The sequence below is a fragment of the Brevundimonas sp. R86498 genome (genome assembly GCF_044598075.1).
Lineage (GTDB): Bacteria > Pseudomonadota > Alphaproteobacteria > Caulobacterales > Caulobacteraceae > Brevundimonas.
On the sequence record NZ_CP139004.1, the window covers coordinates 3,384,032 to 3,405,353 of the forward strand.

At 66.1% G+C, this 21,322-nt stretch carries 17 protein-coding genes; 2 read left to right on the forward strand and 15 right to left on the reverse strand.

The genetic code is table 11. The features are described 5' to 3' along the window. Positions 1 to 27: 27 nt before the first annotated feature. Positions 28 to 357: an antibiotic biosynthesis monooxygenase family protein gene (locus SJY26_RS16780; protein WP_396594109.1), complete on the forward strand. Its 330-nt coding sequence runs from the start codon at positions 28 to 30 to the stop codon at positions 355 to 357. Between the two features lie 130 nt (positions 358 to 487). Here SJY26_RS16780 and rlmJ read toward each other — a convergent pair whose 3' ends face one another. Beyond that, positions 488 to 1,306: a 23S rRNA (adenine(2030)-N(6))-methyltransferase RlmJ gene (rlmJ, locus tag SJY26_RS16785; RefSeq protein ID WP_396594110.1), complete on the reverse strand. Its 819-nt coding sequence runs from the start codon at positions 1,304 to 1,306 to the stop codon at positions 488 to 490. Positions 1,307 to 1,399: 93 nt separating this feature from the next. Here rlmJ and SJY26_RS16790 point away from each other — a divergent pair, with 93 nt between their 5' ends. Beyond that, positions 1,400 to 2,419, forward strand: a complete 1,020-nt coding sequence (locus SJY26_RS16790) for a DNA topoisomerase IB (RefSeq protein ID WP_396594111.1) — start codon at positions 1,400 to 1,402, stop codon at positions 2,417 to 2,419. Here the strand turns inward: SJY26_RS16790 and SJY26_RS16795 are convergent. The 14 genes from SJY26_RS16795 to SJY26_RS16860 form a co-directional block, all read right to left on the reverse strand. Further along, positions 2,416 to 2,796 (reverse strand): opioid growth factor receptor-related protein, encoded by a 381-nt coding sequence (locus SJY26_RS16795; RefSeq protein ID WP_396594112.1) that lies wholly within the window; start codon positions 2,794 to 2,796, stop codon positions 2,416 to 2,418. The two genes, SJY26_RS16790 and SJY26_RS16795, sit on opposite strands and share 4 nt — an antisense overlap. 80 nt (positions 2,797 to 2,876) lie before the next feature. After that, positions 2,877 to 3,917 carry an L-threonine 3-dehydrogenase gene (tdh, locus tag SJY26_RS16800; protein ID WP_396595797.1) on the reverse strand — a complete coding sequence of 347 codons (1,041 nt, stop codon included), beginning with the start codon at positions 3,915 to 3,917 and terminating at the stop codon, positions 2,877 to 2,879. Positions 3,918 to 3,925: 8 nt separating this feature from the next. After that, positions 3,926 to 5,122 carry a glycine C-acetyltransferase gene (locus SJY26_RS16805; protein ID WP_396594113.1) on the reverse strand — a complete coding sequence of 399 codons (1,197 nt, stop codon included), beginning with the start codon at positions 5,120 to 5,122 and terminating at the stop codon, positions 3,926 to 3,928. Between the two features lie 344 nt (positions 5,123 to 5,466). After that, the gene (gene glf, locus SJY26_RS16810; RefSeq protein ID WP_396594114.1) at positions 5,467 to 7,827 is read right to left on the reverse strand and encodes a UDP-galactopyranose mutase; all 2,361 of its coding nucleotides are present in this window, start codon (positions 7,825 to 7,827) and stop codon (positions 5,467 to 5,469) included. Between the two features lie 112 nt (positions 7,828 to 7,939). Continuing rightward, positions 7,940 to 9,247 (reverse strand): hypothetical protein, encoded by a 1,308-nt coding sequence (locus SJY26_RS16815; RefSeq protein WP_396594115.1) that lies wholly within the window; start codon positions 9,245 to 9,247, stop codon positions 7,940 to 7,942. Beyond that, complete coding sequence (gene galE, locus SJY26_RS16820) at positions 9,244 to 10,272, reverse strand: UDP-glucose 4-epimerase GalE (RefSeq protein ID WP_396594116.1); 1,029 nt, start codon at positions 10,270 to 10,272, stop codon at positions 9,244 to 9,246. The genes SJY26_RS16815 and galE overlap by 4 nt, the downstream gene beginning before the upstream one ends. A 656-nt stretch (positions 10,273 to 10,928) precedes the next feature. Next, positions 10,929 to 12,176 (reverse strand): DUF3526 domain-containing protein, encoded by a 1,248-nt coding sequence (locus SJY26_RS16825; protein WP_396594117.1) that lies wholly within the window; start codon positions 12,174 to 12,176, stop codon positions 10,929 to 10,931. Between the two features lie 48 nt (positions 12,177 to 12,224). Next, a complete protein-coding gene (locus SJY26_RS16830) occupies positions 12,225 to 13,673 on the reverse strand; it encodes an ABC transporter permease (RefSeq protein WP_396594118.1) in 1,449 nt (482 codons plus the stop codon). Beyond that, positions 13,670 to 14,395, reverse strand: a complete 726-nt coding sequence (locus SJY26_RS16835) for an ABC transporter ATP-binding protein (protein ID WP_396594119.1) — start codon at positions 14,393 to 14,395, stop codon at positions 13,670 to 13,672. The genes SJY26_RS16830 and SJY26_RS16835 overlap by 4 nt, the downstream gene beginning before the upstream one ends. Before the next feature lie 9 nt (positions 14,396 to 14,404). Further along, positions 14,405 to 16,510: a TonB-dependent siderophore receptor gene (locus tag SJY26_RS16840; protein WP_396594120.1), complete on the reverse strand. Its 2,106-nt coding sequence runs from the start codon at positions 16,508 to 16,510 to the stop codon at positions 14,405 to 14,407. Between the two features lie 413 nt (positions 16,511 to 16,923). Beyond that, the gene (locus tag SJY26_RS16845) at positions 16,924 to 17,976 is read right to left on the reverse strand and encodes a M12 family metallopeptidase (protein ID WP_396594121.1); all 1,053 of its coding nucleotides are present in this window, start codon (positions 17,974 to 17,976) and stop codon (positions 16,924 to 16,926) included. 50 nt (positions 17,977 to 18,026) lie between these two features. Beyond that, on the reverse strand, positions 18,027 to 18,992 hold the full coding sequence (locus SJY26_RS16850; RefSeq protein WP_396594122.1) for a hypothetical protein: 966 nt from the start codon (positions 18,990 to 18,992) through the stop codon (positions 18,027 to 18,029). Between the two features lie 543 nt (positions 18,993 to 19,535). Continuing rightward, positions 19,536 to 20,435, reverse strand: coding sequence for a hypothetical protein (locus tag SJY26_RS16855; protein WP_396594123.1), 900 nt, complete (start codon positions 20,433 to 20,435; stop codon positions 19,536 to 19,538). Beyond that, complete coding sequence (locus SJY26_RS16860) at positions 20,435 to 21,262, reverse strand: hypothetical protein (RefSeq protein ID WP_396594124.1); 828 nt, start codon at positions 21,260 to 21,262, stop codon at positions 20,435 to 20,437. Before SJY26_RS16860 ends, SJY26_RS16855 begins: the two co-directional genes overlap by 1 nt. Between the last annotated feature and the right edge of the window lie 60 nt (positions 21,263 to 21,322).

Below are 21,322 nucleotides of genomic sequence, written 5' to 3' on the forward strand. Positions count from 1 at the left end.
AGGGGCATTCGCGCTAGACGCCAGATCATGACCGATCCCGCCGTGCCTGCAGAGACCGACGACGCCATTCCCGTGGTGCTGATCAATGTGTTCAAGGTCCAGCCGGAAAAGCAGGACGAACTGCTGGATCTGCTGGCCGCACTGACCCGCGCCCAGGTGGGCCTGCCGGGTTTCGTCTCGGCCACCCTGCACCGGGGTCTGAACGGCAAGACGGTCGCCAATCATGCCGTCTGGCGCTCGGTCGCCGACTGGAAGGCCATGACCCGCAACGGGGCGGTCGCGGCCGCCATGAGCCCCATCATGGCCATCGCCACCTTCGAGCCGAACCTCTACGAGGCCGGAGAGGTCATCGAATAGGACACGTCCGAATCTGACGTACCGGCATGGTATTCGACCGGTTCCGGTCTTTGACATCGCCAAAACCCGCTCCCCGATCCGTCGAAGCGGACTCAACGGACTCAACGGACTTCTGTTTTTTGAGTCCGGATCAGCTCCACCAGACCTCGGCCCGGGCACCCTCCCCGCCCAGTGTCCCCGCCACCCAGCCGCAGATCTCGCCGGCCGCCGCCTCGGTCCCGGCCGGCGGATTGATCACCACCATGGCGCAGCCGTTCATCGTCATGGGATTGCTCAGGGGTCTCAGCCGCGCCTCGGCCGCCAGGATCGGGGCCTTCGCCCCTGCCGCCAGCCGGCGCAGGAAACCGTCGAAGGTCTCCATGTCCTTCAGCGGGGTCCAGATCGCCACCACCGCCTTGGGATCCGCCCGCACGATCGCCGCCGCCGCATCCGCCGCCCGGTGATAGTCATCCGGCCGCTCATAGGGAGGATCGATCAGCACCAGCGGGGCCCCCTCCCCCCGCGCCGCCGGGACCGCCTGTTCATAGCCGTCGCCGACCGTGCCGCTGGCGGTCGGGAAAACCGCGAGACTGTCGCGCAACAGGCCCGCCACCTCCTCGCGTAGCTCGAACCCGGCGTAGCGATCCCCGGCCCGCAGTGCCCGGGCGATAAGGACGGGCGACCCCGGATAGTACCGCACACCCCCGCCCGGATTCAGCGCCGCGACCTCGGCCGCCAGCGCCTCGATCAACGGCGGCCGGTCCGCCGCCGTCATCAGCCGGGCCACCCCCGCCTCGGCCTCGCGCGAGCGCGTGGCATCGCCGGTCAGGTCGTACAGCCCCGCCCCCGCATGGGTGTCCAGCACCGTCACTGGCCCGTCCGCCTGCCGTTCCCGCAGGAGCCACAGCACCAGCGCATGTTTGACGAGATCGGCGAAGTTGCCTGCATGGAAGCTGTGGCGATAGTTCATCCCGCCTGCGTCACCTTGGGACGCGCCCGGGTCAAGCGGAACCGGCAGGCCAGACGCGACGTTCGCCGTCCCTGACCCGGAGATTTGACCTCAATGCCCGACGGCAGCCCCGCCTTCATCGCCGCCGTCGAGGTCCCAAGGGGGCTGACCTATGCCACCGATGCGGAAGGCGGCCTGACCCGGGTCCGCTCGGGCAAGGGGTTCTCGATCCGGGACGCTGACGGAAAGGCGGTCCGGGACAAGGTCACGCTGGACCGGATTCGGATGCTGGCCATTCCACCCGCCTGGACCGATGTCTGGATCTGCCCCGACGCCACCGGCCACCTCCAGGCCACGGGCCGCGATGTGAAGGGCCGCAAACAGTACCGCTATCATGACGACTGGAGCCGCCACCGGTCCGAGAACAAGTTCGACCGCCTGCCCGCCTTCGCCCGCGCTCTGCCGAAGCTCCGGGCCCGGGTCGAGACCGACCTCGCGTCACGGGGCCCCAACCGCGACAAGGTGCTGGCCACCGCCGTGCGCCTGCTGGAGATCACCCTGATCCGGGTCGGCAACCAGCAGTACGCCCGCGCCAACCGCAGCTATGGCCTCACCACCCTGCACAAGCGCCATCTCGAGGTGGACGGGGCCGGTCTCAGCTTCGCCTTCCGCGGCAAGAGTGGCGTGGAGCACAAGGTCAGCGTCCGCGACCGCAGGCTGGCGACGGTTGTCCGGGGGCTGCGTGACCTGCCGGGCCAGCACATCTTCAAATACCGCGATGCCGAGGGCCTCCTGCATCCCGTCACCTCCGATGATGTGAATGCCTATATCCGTGACGCCATGGGCGATCAGTTTTCGGCCAAGGACTTCCGCACATGGGCCGGAACCGTCTCCGCTGCCCGGGCCCTGCGCGATATGGAGGCACCGACCTCCCCCACGGACGCGAGGCGCAGGATCACCGTCTGCGTCAAGGCAGTGGCCGGCCTGCTCGGCAACACCCCGACGGTCTGTCGCAGTTCCTACGTCCACCCCGTGGTGCTGGACCTCTATGAGCGCGGCGAGCTCGCCGCCACCCTGCCCGGCCCCGACACCAAGGGATTTGAGCCCGCGCTGATGAGGCTGCTGAAAGCCTAGGCGCGCTTCCAGAAGCCCAGCGCCGGGGCCCCCACCGGCGCCCCGGCCTCCGCCACGCGGGCCAGGATCAGGTTGCGGAATCCGTCCGCCGCCGCGTCATTGCGCAGCAGCCTCAGGGATTTGATCATCCGGGTGATCCGCAGATGATTGTGGTCACTGGTGGTCAGCCAGTGCCCGTTTCTCAGATAGAAGATCGCCATCCGGTCGGTGGCCGCCGCCAGGGCGGCCTCGGCAAGGCTTGAACCACGGATGGCCTCCACATCGGCATCGCTCAGCACGGGCGCATCCGGCTGCGCCCCGGAGCGCGTCTGCAGGGGAAACAGCCACTGGATAAAGTCGTGGGTCTGCTCAAGGGCGCGATCGTCCATGGAAAGCACCTGAAAGATCTCGCGGCCGGCCGCGTCGGGCCCCTCGCCCGTCAGGAATTTCGACGATCGCGCTGCTCAACCGACGCCCCTCACGCCGCCCTGTCCCAATCCAGAATGACCTTGCCCGACTGACCCGACTTCATCGCCTCGAAGCCTTCCTGATACCGGTCGAACGCCATCCGGTGGGTGATCAGCGGCTCCAGATCCAGCCCCGCCTTCAGCAGGCCCAGCATCTTCCTCCAGGTCGTGAACATCTCACGCCCGTAGACGCCCTTGATGGTCAGGGCCTTCAGGATGATCGCCCCCCAGTCGGTCTCCATCGGCTTGGACGGGATCCCCAGCAGCGCCATGCCCCCGCCCATGATCAGGGTATCCACGCACTGTTTAAAGGCGATCGGCGATCCCGACATCTCCAGCGCCACGTCGAACCCGACCTTCAGGCCCAGTTCCTTCATCACGTCGTGCAGGTCTTCCCGAGTGGTGTTCACCGTCCGCACGCCCGGCGCGACCTTCTGCGCCAGTTCCAGCCGGAAGTCGTTGATGTCGGTCAGGACCACGGTCCGGGCCCCGGCGTGGCGCGCCACCGCCGCCGCCATCATGCCGATGGGACCCGCGCCGGTGACCAGCACGTCCTCGCCCAGCAGGTCGAACTGCTGCGCCGTGTGCACGGCATTGCCGAACGGATCCAGCATCGAGGCCACCTCGTACGAGACGTCGTCGGGCAGCTCGATCACGTTGAACGCCGGGGCCACCACGAACTCGGCGAAGGCCCCCTGGCGGTTCACCCCGATCCCGCGCGTGTGCGGATCGAGATGGAAATGCCCGGCCCGCGCGGCCTCCGAGTTCAGGTCGATCACATGCCCCTCGGCAGAGACCCTCTGGCCGATCTTCAGCGGCCGGTGCACGTCCGAACCAATGGCCACGATCTCGCCGGAGAACTCATGGCCCGTGATCATCGGCGTCGGCACATTCTTCTGGGACCACTCGTCCCAGTTCCAGATGTGGATGTCGGTGCCGCAGACAGCGGTGCGGTGCACCCGGATCAGCACGTCCTCGGGCCCCGCCACCGGGATGGGGGCATCGATCAGCTCCAGCCCGATCCCGGGACCGGTCTTGGCCAGGGCCTTCATCGTGGTGGTCATGCGATCACTCCCAGTTCCTTGCCGGCCGTCGTGAACGCCGCGACCGCTGCATCAATGTGTTCGAAGGTGTGGGCCGCCGACATCTGCGTCCGTATCCGCGCCGCGCCGCGCGGCACCACCGGGAAGCTGAAACCGATGACATAGACACCCAGTTCCAGCATCCGCGCCGCCATGGTCTGGGCCAGCTTCGCATCCCCCAGCATGACCGGGATGATCGGATGCTCGCCGGGCAGCAGGTCGAAGCCCGCCCCGGTCATCGCCCCCCGGAAGCGGGCGGCATTGGCCGTCAGCCGGGCGCGCAGGTCGTCGCCCTCCGGCCCTTGCGCGATCCGGATCGCCTCCAGCGAGGCCCCGCAGATCGAGGGGGCCAGGGCGTTGGAGAACAGATAGGGCCGCGCCCGCTGCTTCAGCAACTGCACCACGGGCGTCGTCGCACAGATGAACCCGCCCATCGCCCCGCCCAGGGCCTTTCCGAAGGTCCCGGTGACGAAGTCGACCCTGACCCCGTGGTGAGCATAGGAGCCCCGGCCCTGCGGACCGAGGAACCCGGTCGCATGGCAGTCGTCGACCATGACCAGCGCGCCATACTGGTCGGCCAGCGCCCGGATCTGATCCAGCCGGGCGATATAGCCGTCCATCGAGAAGGCCCCGTCGGTGGCGATAATGATGTCCCGCGCCCCGTCGGCCCGCGCCGCCTTCAGCTGGGTCTCCAGATCGGCCATGTCCGAGGTGGCGAACCGGTACCGCTTCGCCTTGCACAGCCGCACCCCGTCGATGATCGAGGCGTGGTTCAGGGCGTCCGAGATGATCGCGTCCTCAGCCCCGAACAGGGGCTCGAACAGCCCCCCATTGGCGTCGAAGGCGGCCGCGAACAGGATCGCGTCCTCGAACCCCAGATAGTCGGAGATGGCCCGCTCCAGCTGCTTGTGGATGTCCAGCGTGCCGCAGATGAACCGCACCGAGGCCGTCCCCGCTCCCCGGCTTTCGGTCGCCGCATTGGCCGCCGCCACCACCCGGTCGTCTCCGGCCAGACCCAGATAGTTGTTGGCGCAGAAGTTGAGCACGCGCCGGCCGCCAACCTCGATCACCGGCCCTTGGCGGGACTCGATCACCCGCTCGGGCTTGGTCAGGCCCTGGGCCTCGATGTCGGAAAGCTCGGCCGCGACGCGGTCGTGAAAGGAGGCTGTCTGCATGGCGGGGTCATACGCCCTCCCCCGGAGCGGGGAAAGCCGTCAGCTGACCGGAACGGTCGCCGCCGGGGTGGCAACACGCCCGTCCTGGTTGTCGCGGGAACGGATTGACCCGGATCAGCCAACGCAAGGCGTAGGCGGCCTCGGCGAGGCCGCCTAAGCCTGCAGGTCTATGGTCCCCGGACCACCGCGTCATCGCCACGCCGGACGCGGATCTCGGCCTGCGCGGGAGCCTGATGGTCAAGGCCGAACCCTCGGCCTCACCATGTGACGTCGCGACCCGGAGCGACCTCGTGTTGTTGAATGGGTACGGGGCCCCGCCAGGTCTCAGGACGTCACGCTCGCCGTCAGGAGCCCCTCAGCACCGTCGCCTTGAGCGGCTCGTCGCCAACCGGCGCGTTCGCCGCCCACGGCGTCTTCCGATAGGTCGCCAGTGCCTGGCCGACGACCTGATCCATGTTGTAGTAGCGGTAAGTCGCCAGACGCCCGGCGAAGATCACATCGGGCCGCCCCTCGGCCAGGGCCTCGTAGCGTTTGAACAGGGCCTGATTTTCCGGACGCGGGATGGGGTAGTAGGGATCGCCCTCGGCCGTCGGGTATTCGTAGGTGACGCTGGTTTTGGGGTGCACCTGGCCCGTCAGATGCTTGTACTCCGTGACCCGCGTGTACGGCGTCGCCTCGGCGGGAGAGTTGACCGTCGCCACCGACTGGAACTGCTCCTGATCCAGGGTCTCATGCTGGAAACGCAGCGAGCGGTACGGCAGCGGCCCGTGGCAGTGATCGAAGAACTCGTCGATCGGGCCGGTATAGACAAGGCGATCGAACGCGACCTCGTCAACGATGTCGCGATAGTCCACGCCGGTCTCCACGCGGATGTTCTCGTGGTCGAGCATCCGCTCGAACATGCGGGTGTAGCCGTCCAGCGGCATGGCCTGGAAGGTGTCGGTGAAATAGCGATCGTCGATGTTGGTGCGGGTGGGCACGCGGGACGTCACCGACTTGTCGAGCTCGGACGGATCCAGACCCCACTGTTTGCGGGTATATCCCTGGAAGAAGGTCTCGTAGAGCTCGCGCCCCACAGCAGAGACGACGACGTCCTCGCTGGTGCGGACCTTTTCAACGGGCTCGGCGCGGGCGGCGAGGAAGGCGGCGGCGTCCTCGTCCGTCTGCAGGTCCAGGTCATAAAGCAGGTTCAAAGTCGTACGGTTGATCGGCATCGGCACCAGCTTGTCGCCGACCTCGGCCAGCACGCGGTGCTCATAAGGCCGCCAGCGGGTGAAGCGTGACAGATAGGCAAACACCTCGGCCGAGTTGGTGTGGAAGATGTGCGGACCGTACTCGTGGATCAGAACCCCCGCCGCGTCGAGGTGGTCATAGGCATTGCCGCCGATGTGCGGACGACGATCGACCACCAGGACCGTCATGCCGGCGTCCGAGGCGAGCCGCTCGGCCAGCACGGCACCGGCGAAGCCAGCTCCAACAACCAGGGCGTCGTAGTGGTCCCGGCGTTCTCCTCGGACAGCGCTTTTGGCCACGACCGTGGTACGGGCGGTGGCTGCGCGATCCACCAGGGCGCTCATGCGGACATGGGTCTGGTCCCACGACAGATCAGCCAGGGCCGCGTCCGCTTTTGCCAGCCAATCCCCGGCCCGGTCGCCCGCCAGCGCCAGGGCGGTCTCGCAGGCGGCAACAAAAGCCTCGGCATCGGAGGCAATGGCGACGGCGTCCAGCTCACCGTAGTGGCGCACGACATCGCGGATTGCTGTCGACACCACCGGACGGCCGCCAGCCAGATACTCGGGAGTTTTGGTCGGGCTGATGAAGCGGGTCGAGTCGTTGATAGCGAACGGCATCAGGGCGACGTGCCAGCGGCCAAGCTCGGCGGGAAGGTCATCATAGGATCGGCCGCCCGGATAACGGATGTTGGCGCGACGCGGCAGGTCGTCCTCGGAGATCTTCACCACCGGACCGACCATGACGAAGGTCCAGTCGGGCCGCGCATCGGCGATTGCGGCGATCAGCTCCAGGTCCATCCGCTCGTCAATGACGCCATAGAACCCGAAGGTTGGCGTTGCATCCGGCTGGATCGCGCGGGCTTTGACGAAGTGGGCGCGATCCACGCTCGACGGGAAGGGGTGGATGTTGGCGTGCAGGTGTGCCTTGGCCTCATAGAGGCTGTAGCCGCCGGTGAAGATCACATCAGCCGTGGCGATCAGTTCCTGCTCCAGCGGCCGCAGTTCGGGTGGCGCGAAGCGGAAGTTGGCCAGCTCGTCCATGCAGTCGTAGACGACCACCGCCGCTTCCAGATGCCGCGAGAACGGCAACATCATAGGAGTGTAGTACCACAGCACCGGCCGGACGACGCCCTGCTTCAGAAGCAGCCCGTCGAGGAGCGACCTGATCGCCTCGGCTCTGGCCGGTCCGGCCAGATCATGCGGGAGCCGTGGCGTCGCAATGATCACGCCGCTGACCGGACAGACCCGGGTCTGCATCCAGGCCAGATCGCCGTCATCGGGCATCGGCTCTTCGAAGTAGATGACTGCCCGCGACTGCGCGAAACGCGTCATCAAATGCTGCGGACGCTGGAACACGAAGTCCCATCGCAGGTGGGAGAAACAGACAACGGGATCGCGGCGGGCGGACGCCGCTGTCAGGTCGATGACCTCGGCGCCGGCGAAGGCGCGATCTTCTGCTGCGATGAGTGGCACGGGAGTTCCTTCGGTCTGGCGCAACGCAACATCGCGGCAACGCTATCGGTTCCAGTCCAATGAATGCGCGGGACTTGTTCGCGATTGTATTTCGGCTTTCCGACTCTCTGATTCAGGCGGCCAGGACCCCGTCAGTCGGATGGTCGAGTTCCGGATGGAAGCACCGTCGATCATCGCGCGACCACCAACCCACACCTGTCGCTGCGCCTGACCCAGAGCCGTCGCCGGAAAGCATCCGCAACCAGTTTGCGAGGTCACCGGCCACCGGGCGGCCGGACGAAACGTCGAAGGCCCCGGCCTCGTATCGACCGCGCGTCTGGGTCAACAGACTGTCCCAGTCCACGGCACCCAGCAATGACCAGGCCGTCACCGCCTCGATCGCCACGCCCTCGCCGCTCAGGTCGCGCGCTGTGCGCCAACATTGGTCAAACCAGCGGATCTGTTCGTCGGGCTCGGCCCCGAGATGGCATTCTGTTACGGCGAGCGGCAGGCCGTATCGGTCCCACAAAAAGGACAGGTGCTCGCGCCAGCCGCCGGGGTGGGGCGACATCGCCCGCACGGCTTCGACATCGGCATAGGCCAGCTCGGCGTTGGCTCCATGCGATGTCGCCGGATAGCGATTCAGCCGATGATCAAGGAAGCGGTCGCTGGTCACATAGTGGTTCATGCCGATGACGTCGGGCGCGCACGGGTCATCCGCGATTGCGGCCACTCTGTCGCCGAGACCGAACGCCGAGAGGCGCTCGAACAAGGGATGGGCCGCTGTCACCCGGCCGGACAGCAGGTCCCAGGTCATCAGCCTGCGATCGTTCTCGAACCGGACCTGGGACGCGCATGGCCGGGTGCCGAACGTTGCGCCGAAATCCTCGGTCTGGATCAGCCGGGCCCCGGCGTTCACCGTCCGGATCGCCCGCATCGACAGCCGGGTCGCATCGATCTGGTTCAGCAGCGCCAGCCAGAAGTCCCGCTCGTCGGTCCGATGCGGATACCAGTGACCATAGAGCGCGCTGAACCGCGCGGTCGTCAGCGGCTCGTTGACCGGCGTCCAGTCCCTGACCCACGGATAACGCTCGGCGGTGCGGGCAGCATGGCGCGCCAGCCCCTCGGCAAATCCCGGATCCAGCAGGTCAGTCCATGCCGGCCCGGAGCCATGATGCAGAAGCCCGACAATCGGCCGCACGCCCAGTGTCCGCAGACGCGTCAGCCGCAGGTCCGGCCATTGCCAGTCCCACTCGCCCTGCGTCGTTTCGGTTCGTTCCCAGAGCACCGGATAGCGAACGGCTTCGACGCCAAGATCGGCGAAGCGATCGAGATCACAGATGCGCCCGTGATGACCGGTCAGATGCGTCTGATCACGCCAGACATCGCCGATGCGATTCAGCGTGCACTCATGTCCGCCCCAGAGCGCGAGACCGGTCATGCCGCGTTCGGCAAGGCGGATGTCACACCGAAGCGCCGGTCACGACGCCAGGCCACGGCCGTGTCGATGATGGTCTGGAGATCGTCGAACTCGGGCCGCCATTCCAGTCGCGCTCGCGCCCGCGAGGGATCGGCGACAAGCATCGGTGGATCGCCCGCCCGGCGCGGTCCTATTGTGTGGAGGGGGGGGCGGCCGCAGGCATTACCGACCGCCTCGATCACTTCCACGACCGACGCCCCGACGCCCCGACCCAGGTTCATCGCCTCAAACCCACCGTCGATCCGGTCAAGACCGAGCGCCAGCACATGCGCGCGCGCCAGGTCGGCCACGTGAATATAGTCCCGCATGCAAAAGCCGTCCGGCGTGGGGAAGTCGCTGCCGAAAACGGTCAGAGACTGCCCGGACAAGGCCGCCTCGATCGCCAGCGGAATGAGATGGGTCTCCGGATTGTGCGCCTCGCCGATCTGGCCCTCCGGATCGGCACCGGACGCGTTGAAGTAGCGCAGTGCCACGGCCTCGAGACCGAAGGCGTTGCAGCTGGCGGCAATCATTCGCTCCCCCGCCAGCTTGCTATCGCCGTAGGGGTTGATCGGCCCAAGCGCGTCCGTTTCCGACAACAGGCCAGGCTGCGCGGGCGTGCCGTAGACGGCGGCGGTGGACGAGAAAATCAGCCGGCTCACATCGGCCTGACGCATGGCGGACAGCACGGCGGCTACGCCATTGACGTTGTGGTCCCAGTAGAGATCGGGCCGTCGCATCGATCCGCCCACTTCAATCAAGCCCGCGAAGTGAATCACGCCGGAGATGCTGTGGGCGCTCATGGTGGAAGCGAGCCGGTCCACGTCACGCACGTCGCCCTTGACGAGGGGCCCCCAGAGGACCGCCTCGGCGTGGCCGTTGCTCAGGTCATCGTAGACCACGGGTTCATAGCCCGCATATGCAAGCGCCTTGCAGGTGTGAGAGCCGATGTAACCGGCACCTCCGGTCACGAGAATTCTGTCGCCTTGCACAGTGTATCCTTTCACTGCGGCGCAAGGCTGCGGGTTTCACGGGGTGCCATCGAAAGCTGCTGCGGCCGGCGCACCGCACGATCCGACCTCCGGCTCTCACCCACGTTGCGTTGATGTTCTTCGGCGTTTCGGGTCAGGTGGCCTGCGACGGGAGAACCCGGTCCTGCGGCGGCATCTCGTTCCTGGTGACCCACTGTTCGAGGTGTGCCTGAACAGCACGCACCTATTCCTCTGCTTCCGCGAGCGCTGGATAGAGAACCACTCCTTCGGCCAGCGCGTGACCGGTCAGCAAGGCGGCCAACCCCTTCACCGCAGCGGTCTGGTCGGCCCCCCTTGGGCAGCGTACCTGTTCTCAAAGCTCCGCGGATCTCATCGTGGTGGTCGAGAATGAGGCTTGGCCCGTCGCCAGACCCGTCGACGGCGCAAGATGCCCCCGTCGCTTCCGGCCGCTTATCCTCATCAGGCTCAAGCGCGATGAAGGCTGCAATTTTGTCGATAAGGGACATGGCTGTCTCCAAGCGGCTGGAAGACATTAAGCCCGCATATCGGCGATCGTTCCTATGTCTGGCAGCCGACTCAGATTCATCAGCCAACGGCCATTCCAGAGGGCCGCCCGGCCTGCAGCGTTGTCACGCGTGGCGGGCCTTTGCGGTGGGCCAGCAGCCAGGGGTTCAAGGCTGGTTGTGAGGTTGCGAAGGTCCGCTATCGGGTTTGAGGGGACCGGATGACCGGACATCGAACCGGGGTCCGAGTGCATAGTCGTCGGCACCGAACGGCCGATCCTCGAAAAGGTAGGGGTAGTAGAAGGTGCGGAGCTGCGCGTGGAACTCCCGGACGCGGTTCTGATAGGCCAGTTGCGCTTCGACGTCGGTCTCCGCGAGGCGGTGCATGATCCTCTGGAAGCCAACCGGTGGCATCAGCCAGCCCGCCGTTCCGGCCAGTCGCTCGCGTCGTTCAACGCCTTGCCGATAGGACGCGGACAGATCGGAGACCGCGACGTCGCCGAGGTGCTGGAAGGCGAAGTACCATTTCCAGTGAAACGGTGCGGTCATCGGCTCGGTATCCGACCACTCCGGGTAGAGCACGAGGAAGCGGTCGAGGGTCGCCTGGCGGGGCAGGTCCCAGGCGCCATGGACGGCATCCCGGTTCTCGCGGGCGAGCCGGGCCCCCTCGGGCGCGGGGACCGCCGCGTTGACGATCAGATTGGCAGCGGCAGGGCCTACGAGCGTGAACGTGAACCAGAGCCCCGCAAGCGTGGCGGCATTCACCGTCGAGCGGCTGCCGAACCGCGCAACCAGGACCACGAGAAGCGTCCAGAACATCACCAGTCCGGCGATGGCTCCCGCAAACAGCAGCGCCTTGGCCGGAGGCACCGCTTCAAGCGTCGCGCCGACCGCGAAGGGAATCAGCAGAGCCACGCCGACGAGCACCGCCCGCACCAGGACGCGCGGCATGAACACGCGTGACCCGGATCCCGGAAGCGCCCGCAGAGCACCGAGCCGGCCCGCCTCCCGCTCGCCCGACCAGAGATCATGCAGCAGAACGACAAGCACCAGTGGCGCGAGGTAGATCGCAACGAAGGCGAGATCGAACCGGCCCGGCAGCGCCAGCTCTGGATTGGTCTGCTCGTTTTCATAGATCTGGCCTTCGAGTGCCAGGGGCCGGACGCGCAGGATCGACGGTGCTGTGTCCCGCTGGCCGAGCGCGGCGAAAGCCAGGGCGGAAGGCGCGTTCCACGTCGGGCGGAAGTCGTTGTAGGCAAAGGTCCCCGCGTCCTCGGCGTAGCCGATCAGCGCCTGTTCCTCGATCGTCTGCAGCTGGAGCACGCGCGCGATCGACGCACGCTCGCGCGCCACTTCGGCAAGGCCGAACGCCACAGCGACCGAGGCCAGAACCGCGAGCACCACGATGGCGGCCACAGCCGCCGGTGACCGGCCGAAGAACCAGAAATTCGCGAGCCAGCGATCTCATTTCGAGCTCTCCCTGAGCCGCAGGCCGGCGAAAACGAACAGTCCTATGGCGGCGAGCAGCCAGCCCGCCAGACCAGCCAGACCCGCGATCATCGCGCCCGCGCGCTCGGCGGGCGTCGCGGATCGGAAGTGGAAGTCGGGCACGGCGGCCCAGTTTTTCGCTGACACGCGCGTCCGCCGTTCCGCGTCCAGGTCACTGCTGCGCGCTGCGTCGTCCCCGGCCTGCACGCCCTCGGCATGCAGGCGGTTGAGCCGCTGGACCAGGTCGAAGCGATGGGCCTCTGCCTGTTCGAGGAAACGGACATGGTTCTCGAGGTCGGTGGCGGCACCGGCCATCGAGGCCTGGCGCACCGCCAGCGCCGGGCTCAGGACGGCCCCGGCCTTGAGCCAGGCCGACTGGGCACGCTGCTGATCGGCCGTCCGTTTCGCGTACTCGGCGAAGAGACCAGCTGTCAGAGCCTCGCCTTCCGCTGAGACAAGCCCGCGGAAGTTGACCGGAAGGTCCTCGACCCGCTGCACCCCGTAGGTGCTGAGCGTCCGGGCCTTGAAGGCCGCGAAGAACGGATCGTCAGGATTGTGGCTGTCGCCGATGCGGCGGGCGTCCTGGGCGAGGCGAAGATCCATCTCCACCCGCGTCGGGGCGGGTTTTGCCCACGTGGCCAGAGCCGCCGTGCCCCGGGGCACCAGGACGACCGACACGGTCCAGACTGCAATAAGGCCCAGCAGGGCACCGCGGCTGGATCGGGAGAGGGACGAGACTGCCACGACCACCAGAATCCAGATGGTCAGATAGACGGCATAAGCACCGCCGATCAAGGCTGCCGAAGCCGCCTCGGCAGGGGCGGAGGCCGCTGCGGTCGCCAGCGAGACGAGCGCCGGAGCAAGGGCGACAAGACCGATGGTGCCGAGCGCCAGCGCCTTCCCCGCGAGCACGTCGCCCGCTCGGGCACCGTGCACTCTCAACTGTTTCAGAACGCCGGTTTCACGCTCCCGTGCCACCGCCGAAAAGCCGAGAAAGATCAGCAGCAGCGGGGCCAGCGCCTGAAGCACGAAGGCCGGGGTCAGCTGACCGAAGCGGATCAGGCCCGAGGACTCGCGCATCGCGCCAAAGGTCGCCGTGTTTTGCCGGTGGCCCTCAAGGAAAAGCGTGGTGCCGGTAAAGGGATCGACGCCCGGCTCGAAGGCCGCGAGGGGACTGACCGGGCGCTGGACATAGGTGCCGAAGTGCACGGCCCGGTGCGGGTGGCGATCCGGCTGGGCTTCGAACGCATGGTCTGCGGCCGCCTGATGCTCCTCCCGGGCGGCGCGCTCGCTGGCGATATGGGCCGCGGAGGTGGCGGCCGCGATCGCCGAAAGCAGCACGAGGGCCGCCAGACCCAGCCAGGCGGTCCGGGTGCGGGTCATCAGCCGCAGTTCTTCCGCCGCAATACGAAGGGCGCGTCTCATGCGGCGGCGAGCCCCGAATAGCTCTGGTGCAGCACCTGGACGTCGAAGCGGGGGCCTTGGGCGGCCGCAGCCCACTCCTGCGCAATGCGGCCCCCGCGCAGCACGCCGATCCGGTCGGCGGTGTCGGCTGCGCCGAACAGGTCATGGGTGACCATCAGGATCGCCACCTGCCGCTGCCGGAGGTCGAGAAGCAGATCATGGAAATCCCGCGCCGCCGCCGGGTCCAGACCGGACGTCGGCTCGTCGAGAAGCAGGACCGGGGTCCGGCGCAGAAGGGCCAGGGCGATTGCCGTCTTCTGGCGCATGCCCTTGGAGAAGCCGCCGACCCGCCGCGTCCGGGCGGCGGGGGCAAGCTTCACGGCGTCAAACGCGTGGTCCAGCTCCGCGAGGGTCCGGGCCTCGCCCGCGAGCCCCAGGAAGTAGCGGACATTCTCCACCGCCGAGAGATGGTCATAGAGGGCGACGTTCTCAGGCAGGTAGGCGGCTTCGCGGCGGACGGCGTCGGGATCCCTTGCCGGATCGCGACCGACGACCGCGATCTCTCCGCCCGCTCGCGAGAGCAGTCCGAGGATAGCAAACAGGGTGGTCGACTTGCCGGTGCCGTTGCCGCCCAGAAGCGCATAGATTTCACCGGGTGCCACAGAGAGCGACACGCCGTCCACGACGCGCCGGCCGCCCCTCTCGATCGCTAGATCGGTAACCTTCAGTCCCTTGTCAGTCATCCTTCATCCTCAATAGCGGTAGCGGAGCGTCAGGGAGGCGGCGCGCGGGGTGCCCGGTTGGACCCACAGGCGCGAGTAGGAGTTGGCGTACCAGGTCTCGTCGAAGACGTTGTTCACGGCCGCCGACAGTTTGAGCCGGCTCGTTACACTCCAGTCGGCGAACAGCCGCACGAGAGTGTGGGAGGGGAGCTCAAAGGACGACGCGGTCTCCCCCAGCCGTTCGCCCACGTGTTGCACCCCGCCGCCGAGCAGTATCTGCGCGCCGCCGATCCGTCCCTCTTTCGAGGCCTGGAGGCTCAGCGCCTGTTCCGGGACGTTGATCAGCCGGTCTCCGGGCTGGATGACGAGGCCCGTGCCGGCGTCGATGACCTGTCTGGCCACCTCCGCCTCCACCCAGGCGTAGGAAAGCCAAAGATCCACGCCGCCCGGCAGCCGGCCTTGGACATCCGCCTCGACGCCGCGGCTTTCCGCCTCGCCGATCGCAAGGGAGAAGCCGGCATTGACGGGATCGGAGGTCAGAACATTGGTCTTCTCGAGCGAGAAGACGGTGAGGGTCGAGGTGAGGCCGGACCAGTTCGCCTTCAGCCCAAGCTCGATCGACCTCGACTCCTCCGGCTCGAAGACGTTGCCGTCGGCGTCAGCGCCGAAATTCTGGCGGAAGCCTTCACCGTACGCGGCATAGACGGACGCCGCCGGGGACAGGTGGAACACGGCACCGACCTGCGGACTGAAACGGCTATCGCCGAAGCGGGTCACGACCCCGTTCACGCGGTTGGTCGAGGTCTGTTCGAAGTCGTCGAAGCGTCCGCCCAACCTCAGCTCGAAGCGGTCGCCAAACCGGACCTGATCCTGCACATAGACTCCCCAGGCAGTTTGCTCGTCCAGGCGGTTCGTCTGCAGCGTAGGCGTAGGGGCCGCGAACCGCCCGTACACGGGGGCGAAGACGTCAATGACGTAGCCCTGCTGGGCCGTCGGGTTCGACGATACGGATGGCGGCCGGAAACGGAGGAAGTACTGGGCGTTGTCGAAGGTGTCCCGGTCCGCGCCCAGAATCACGCGGTGAAGCCCGCCCAGCGCGTCGAACCGACCCGACAGCTCGGCCCGGACGACACCGTGATCCGCCTCATAGTCCCGGAAGCGATATTGCCGCGACAGGCTTCGGCCGTCGACATACAGCTGCTGGCGGCTGGCGGCGAGCTCCGGCTCGCTTGAGAAGCCCTCAAGATCGGTCTCCCTCCAGCTCGCGCCGACCAGCAGGCTCCAGTCGTCCGACAGATCATGCTGCAGCTGCAACTGGTGCCCGAGCGCGTCCGCTTGCAGGGGCCCGTCGCCCGGCTCACCCAGGAAGCGGCTTGCCGGCAGCGCATCAAGTACCCCGTCGATCGATACGATGCCGCGGTCGAAGGGAACCTCCTGCCGTGTTGCCTCGAGCTCGTAGCTCAGGCTGGTCCCGGCACCGAGCCGCAGAAGGGCTGATGGAAAGACGCCACTTCGATGGGTCTCGACGGTGTCGCGGAAACTGCCGGCGTCCTCGTAGAAGCCCGCCACGCGAACCGCGAGCCGGTCGTCGACCACCGGACCCGTCCAGTCGAGTTCACCCCGATAGAGGTCGAAATCACCTACGCGCGCGGTGAAGGAGCCGGCCGGCTGGAAGCTCGGTTGTTTGGTGACGAGATTGACACTTCCCCCGGGTTCGCCCCGCCCGAACAGGGCGGCGTTGGGCCCTTTCAGGATCTCGATACGGTCGATGCCCGACAGGTCGCGGGGCCCACCAAATCCGCGGCCGGCGTTGAAGCCGTTCACCAGATAGCCGCTGGGCAGATTCTCATCACCGGCGAAGCCGCGGATCGCGTAGCTGTCCCACAGCCCGCCGAAATTGTTCTGCCGGACGACCGAGGCGGAGAGATCCAGCGCGTCCGACAGCCGCGTCACTCCGGCCCGTTCCAGCACCCCCTGATCAAGGACAGTGATGGATTGAGGCGTGTCGGACAGCGGAACCCCGCCTCGATAGGCCTGTCGCTGCCCCGTCACCACGACCTCGTCGACGCTGTCCTGCGCCTCCACGACGCCGGGAAGAGCCAGCCCGATGCCCGCCACCAGGGCGGCCCTGCTCACACATTTCCACGACATGATTTGGACCCCGGTCCCCACGACCGCGGCCGTTGTTACAAGATAACATAACGGTTACAAGAGGGCGCGGTCTACATTTCTGACCCCCGGCAAAGCTCCGCCTTGGCTCAATCCCGGAGCGAATACCGCCTCTGGTCCCGGAGGGGGCAAGGTTGCGGATCGCCTGGCAGGTCGGTGCAGGAATCCGCATCCGTCCGCACCTCACACCGATCCACAAGTTCAGGGCTTGAGGGATCGAGCTGTGATGTCGGGTGCGCTCAGGAGCACTGCATTTCGTCAGAACTGGTCATCGGCGCCAGGCCGCGTAGCAGATGTTGCCCTAGCCCGCGTTGCGGCCAGGTGCCATGCCCAGAGGCTCTGGACACATCTACAGGTGTGAGTGGCCCGGATCTGTCCGCCTAGGAAATGAGCAGACCGCCCGATGTCGCGTCGGGGACGAAATGGGTCCGAACCCTGATAATGTAATCGCGCCCCTTCACCAACTTCGTGGTGAGCGCAGCGTTCGCGTCCAGTCCGGAATCGTCAGCGGCCGAGAAGTGACGTGGTTCTCCGCCACGAACTTCAAACAGCACGACCTTCGAATCCGATTTTCCGACGGTCTGGACGGTGTATTCCCGGGTTGCATCCGGTTTGAACACGTAGTCCCGTTGGTCGCCGACCGCGTTTCCGAGAGGCATCAGCTCCATCACGTCGATCGCGGCGGGTGCCGAGAGAGGCGGATAAAAGCGGACCATCCACGCCTTGTCCCTGGCAGACAGCGTTGTGTTCTCGGCAACGCCATCGGTGTCGTACGGTTTGGGCGCGCTGATCATTCCCGGTTCAAACGGGTAATGCATGATCGAATGGGGGTCCCAGGTGGATCCCTCGACTTCGCCACGGGAAATCTTCCGCAGGATATTGTGCCGGATGTCGGGCTCTTTCCAGTAGTTCGGGTAACCCGAGAAGGCCGCGATCACGGCTGTCTCATTCCAGACAATACCCGACATGGGATTCTGGTGCTCATGCGGCATCCCGAGGGCGTGGCCGATTTCGTGGAGAGCGGTTGCCTTTCCCCACTCGGTCGTAAGGTCCCAGCCGAAGTTCATCGTCCGGCCCCGGAATTCGTTGTGAAGCACATCGGTGCCGACGTAGGACCAGGATCCATCGTTTTGGTCGAACCCGATGCGGAGTTCAGCCTCGGTCCGATCGCTGACCTCAACGAAGTCGAGGCCGATCCCGAGTGATTTCCAGGTTTGAAAGGCCTCGCGGACGACTGTTTTCTGGTTTTCCGGCCAGGGCCAGGCACTCTCCTCGACGAAGTTGAAACGAAGCACGGTGCCGTTGACCCATTTGTTCCGGACGAGGCGAATAGCGAACTCACGGCCGGGAGCCAGGTTGGATGGCAGGGTCACCTCGCGTTGCGGAGGCAGGGCGCACATCCTGTGCGGGACGGCGGTTTTGGGGGCTTTCATAGCGACAGTCCTGATGTTGCATGAGGAAACGCAGGCGAACGGGACGGCGGCTAGGGTGCCGCGGGCAAGCAGGCGGTGACGGCGTCGGGATCACTGGCCGCCCCCTCAAGGCAGTTGAGGAGCAGACGGCTGCGTTCGTGCTGCACGATCTCTTCAGCCTGCTGCGCCGACAGAGACTCGCGGCCGTCGCTGGTCTCGATCCGAATGGTCAGCACCCTGGCCAAGGCCCCCGCGAAGGCCTCGATCGCCTGCGCTGGAAGCCGGACCAGCGACAGTACCTCGCTAGGCCGCTCGGACGACCATGCGGCGACCGATCCATCTACGAACTGGACGTCATTCGTGGTCTTGACCAGCGCCGAGGCGCGCATCGGCAGATAGGACACCGGCCCGGCCTGGGGCAGCATCAGGACGACGGCATCCAGCGGGGTTCCAGTTGTTGTCAGATGGCGCAGCTCCAGCACAACCGGCGTCGGCGAGCGGTAGTAGATCCCGGACACGGGTTTGCGAGAAGCGGGCAGACGCCCGCTTTCGCCGCCCGGGGGGACTGGCGCTCCACGCACCACTACGATCCGGAATGGAACGCCAGCAGCATCGAGTTGATCGTTGACCGACGCCTCATCCGGCAGATGCGCGGGATCGAAGACACGCACCATCACCGGCCTGACGTCACACGCCGAAGGGGCCTCCGTACGTTCCCGTTTGACGGAGAACCCCATGGTTCGACCGGCGAGGCTTCCCGAGAGCCCGGCCAATTCAACGAGAACCTGGCCGGTCTGATCGACCGAGACGACGTTGGCCGAGGACAGTAGGCCAGCGGGCGTGACATTCAGCCGGCTGGTGTCATCCCTGAGATAGTTGTGCGGAAGCTCGGCCACGAACCGGGCCCTGGCGTCCGGTTGGACCGGCAGGAGTTCCACCTTGGCGCTATAGCGACATTCGCCGCCGGCTCCCCGTGCCGCAATGCGCCGATCAAACTCCGCGATACTGGCCCGCAAGGCCTCGACGGCAGTGGTCAACACGGCTTCCTGCGCCGCGGCCAGTTCCAGAATTTCGGGCCTGCTCCGGTCTGGACGCTGCGCTGGACGACAAAGCGGCGAGCATCGTCTCGGCCTCCACGCGCCGAGCCGTAGAGGCCGCGGCGAGAGGGGCTGCCGCAGCCAGGGCCACGATCTTCTGATCCCGTTTGGCGAACAGGTCGTCTCCATTCGCCAACTCCCGGGACACGGTGAGGCGAACCTGCCGCATGGGCAGAAAATAGGTCAGACCGCTCTGTGGTTCGGCAGCAGGATCGGGCTCGAAGGTCGAACGCACCGTCGCACAGCCGGGTCCCAACAGAACCAGGGCCACCAGCAGCGCAGCCGATGCGGCCGTTCGTTTCGAGCGTCCCCGCCTCAACGGCGGCGACATGCCATCCGCACTTGTCCGGGGCTTCGAATCTGGGTGATTTTGCATGGCCTGTTCCCTTTCCAGAGATGACCGACAGACGTCAGGGTCGTCCGCCACCCCTTCGTCGATCATGGGTCTTTCAGGCAGTCCTGCGCGTGACCGCCGTCACGCCCTCATTCGACCGGCGTCGCCTCTCCGGCGATCACCAGGTTGAGATTGGACGTGAACTGGATACCTGCGATGTCTGTGGCAACGCGAGGCTCAACTGCGTCGAGGCGGTATCCCATCACTTGCCCGTCTGGGAGACGTATTTCGCCGTGCCTGCTGAACAGCAGATCGACCTCCCCGTCCGCCAGCCGGTCGGCCAAGCCTCTGACCGGGATAGTGAAGCCGACGCGAAACCGTGGAAAGTGTGCCCGCATCTCGAGACCAACGCTGGCCGGCGATACCAGCTGAAGCCGATAATGCAGCTGCCCGCTATCATCGCCCCCCGCGAGCAAAAGTCTGAAAACCGCAGTCGGCGTTGCCTCCCCTGTGACGCCCAGATTGACAGAGGGCAGCCAGCCTGCACATGCCGGCCGATAGCTACCTTCAACCTGTGTGCTGAGGTGAAACGTCAGCGGCGCTGTCATCTGCAAACCATCGACCAGCGGCTCGACGATGAAGCGGTCGATAGTCACATTTGCCCGCGTCGAGTTCTCCTCGTGAATTCGGGCCTCCCAGCCATCGTGATAGGGGCCGAAGGGAACCCTGCATTCATGGCTGCGCTGGTCGATGTTTCCGTTCTTGGATGTCTGGCGGAAGGTGATGGTCCGGCCTGCCGCTGGTCCGGATGAGAAGCTCTCAGCCCATGCCAGGATCGGCCGATAGCGGACCTTGGTTCTGATCGCCTGTTCGGTAGTTGAAATCGGGCTGGTCGCCGCGTCGATGGCGTTTTCAACAACCATGACCCGGGTTTCGATCTGGCCGATCTCGCGTTCAAGCCGCGCATTTTGCCCGGGAATGGGCAGGGTCTGGCAGGCGGACACGCCCATCGAAACGATTGCCGCAGAGATGACGACGAGGGCCTTCATCAGACTCCCTCCACATTGGCGAAGATGTGAACGCCATTCCTGAGAAAGACGACGTGCTTGACGACGATCTGTCCGTCGATCTGTGTTGATGGGCTGGTCAGGTCGCCGGTTATTGTTCCGCGCCCGACCGGCAGCGTGACGGAACGGGTCGTCGCAGGCGCGCCGATCGAGAAACCATGCGCGAGCGGAAGTGTGACTGACGGGAGCCTGTCCGTCACACTGGATGCTTCGAGGGTTAGAAGCTGGCGCGCGAGACGGTATCGTGAAAGGTCGAAGACGCCCCATCTCAGATTCGGCACCAGCCGTGTCGCGATGATCCGGACGCTGAGCTCGTCCGGTCTCGACAGATCGCCTTCCAGGACCATGCGGGAGTCCATCTGCAGATCCGCTTCCACGCCTGTCGACAGGTCCCTGGCCGTGGCAGCTATGCTCACCTCTGGACTGCCCGGTCTGAACGCCATCCGGATGTTCTGGAGAGAGATCTCAACGGCGCGTCCGCCCAGCTCCACCTCGGCCGTGGTTCCGTCGAACCCTTCCAGGATCGCATCAAATGTCGAGCGATTGAGCGACAGATACAGATCATAGTCATCCGGACTGAAGAGCATCTGCTCGGCCTGGACACGCGTCGCGATCGCTCTCTGCTCGATATGAAGCAGCCGATCCCTCTGAAGGGTGAGCAGTTGGGTCTGGGTGCTGCATGCGGTCAGGGAGGCCGCGCAAAGCACTGCCAACACTCCCGAACGAAGCATACCTTCGCCGGTGTCGAGCCCACCTCGACCATGACTTTGCGGCCCTGACCGATAGTTCGATATGCTGACACCGGGCATCGGTCCTCACTCCTCGACAGGAAGGCCGGATCGAACACCGCTCCGTCAGCCGTCCTTGGC

Coding starts and splice junctions, on each gene's coding strand:
- SJY26_RS16855 (WP_396594123.1), bottom strand. CDS start 20,435: ATGAAGGCCCTCGTCGTCATCTCTGCGGCAATCGTTTCGATGGGCGTG.
- SJY26_RS16845 (WP_396594121.1), bottom strand. CDS start 17,976: ATGAAAGCCCCCAAAACCGCCGTCCCGCACAGGATGTGCGCCCTGCCT.
- rlmJ (WP_396594110.1), bottom strand. CDS start 1,306: ATGAACTATCGCCACAGCTTCCATGCAGGCAACTTCGCCGATCTCGTC.
- SJY26_RS16835 (WP_396594119.1), bottom strand. CDS start 14,395: ATGACTGACAAGGGACTGAAGGTTACCGATCTAGCGATCGAGAGGGGC.
- SJY26_RS16780 (WP_396594109.1), top strand. CDS start 28: ATGACCGATCCCGCCGTGCCTGCAGAGACCGACGACGCCATTCCCGTG.
- tdh (WP_396595797.1), bottom strand. CDS start 3,917: ATGAAGGCCCTGGCCAAGACCGGTCCCGGGATCGGGCTGGAGCTGATC.
- SJY26_RS16790 (WP_396594111.1), top strand. CDS start 1,400: ATGCCCGACGGCAGCCCCGCCTTCATCGCCGCCGTCGAGGTCCCAAGG.
- SJY26_RS16805 (WP_396594113.1), bottom strand. CDS start 5,122: ATGCAGACAGCCTCCTTTCACGACCGCGTCGCGGCCGAGCTTTCCGAC.
- SJY26_RS16860 (WP_396594124.1), bottom strand. CDS start 21,262: ATGCCCGGTGTCAGCATATCGAACTATCGGTCAGGGCCGCAAAGTCAT.
- SJY26_RS16830 (WP_396594118.1), bottom strand. CDS start 13,673: ATGAGACGCGCCCTTCGTATTGCGGCGGAAGAACTGCGGCTGATGACC.
- SJY26_RS16815 (WP_396594115.1), bottom strand. CDS start 9,247: ATGACCGGTCTCGCGCTCTGGGGCGGACATGAGTGCACGCTGAATCGC.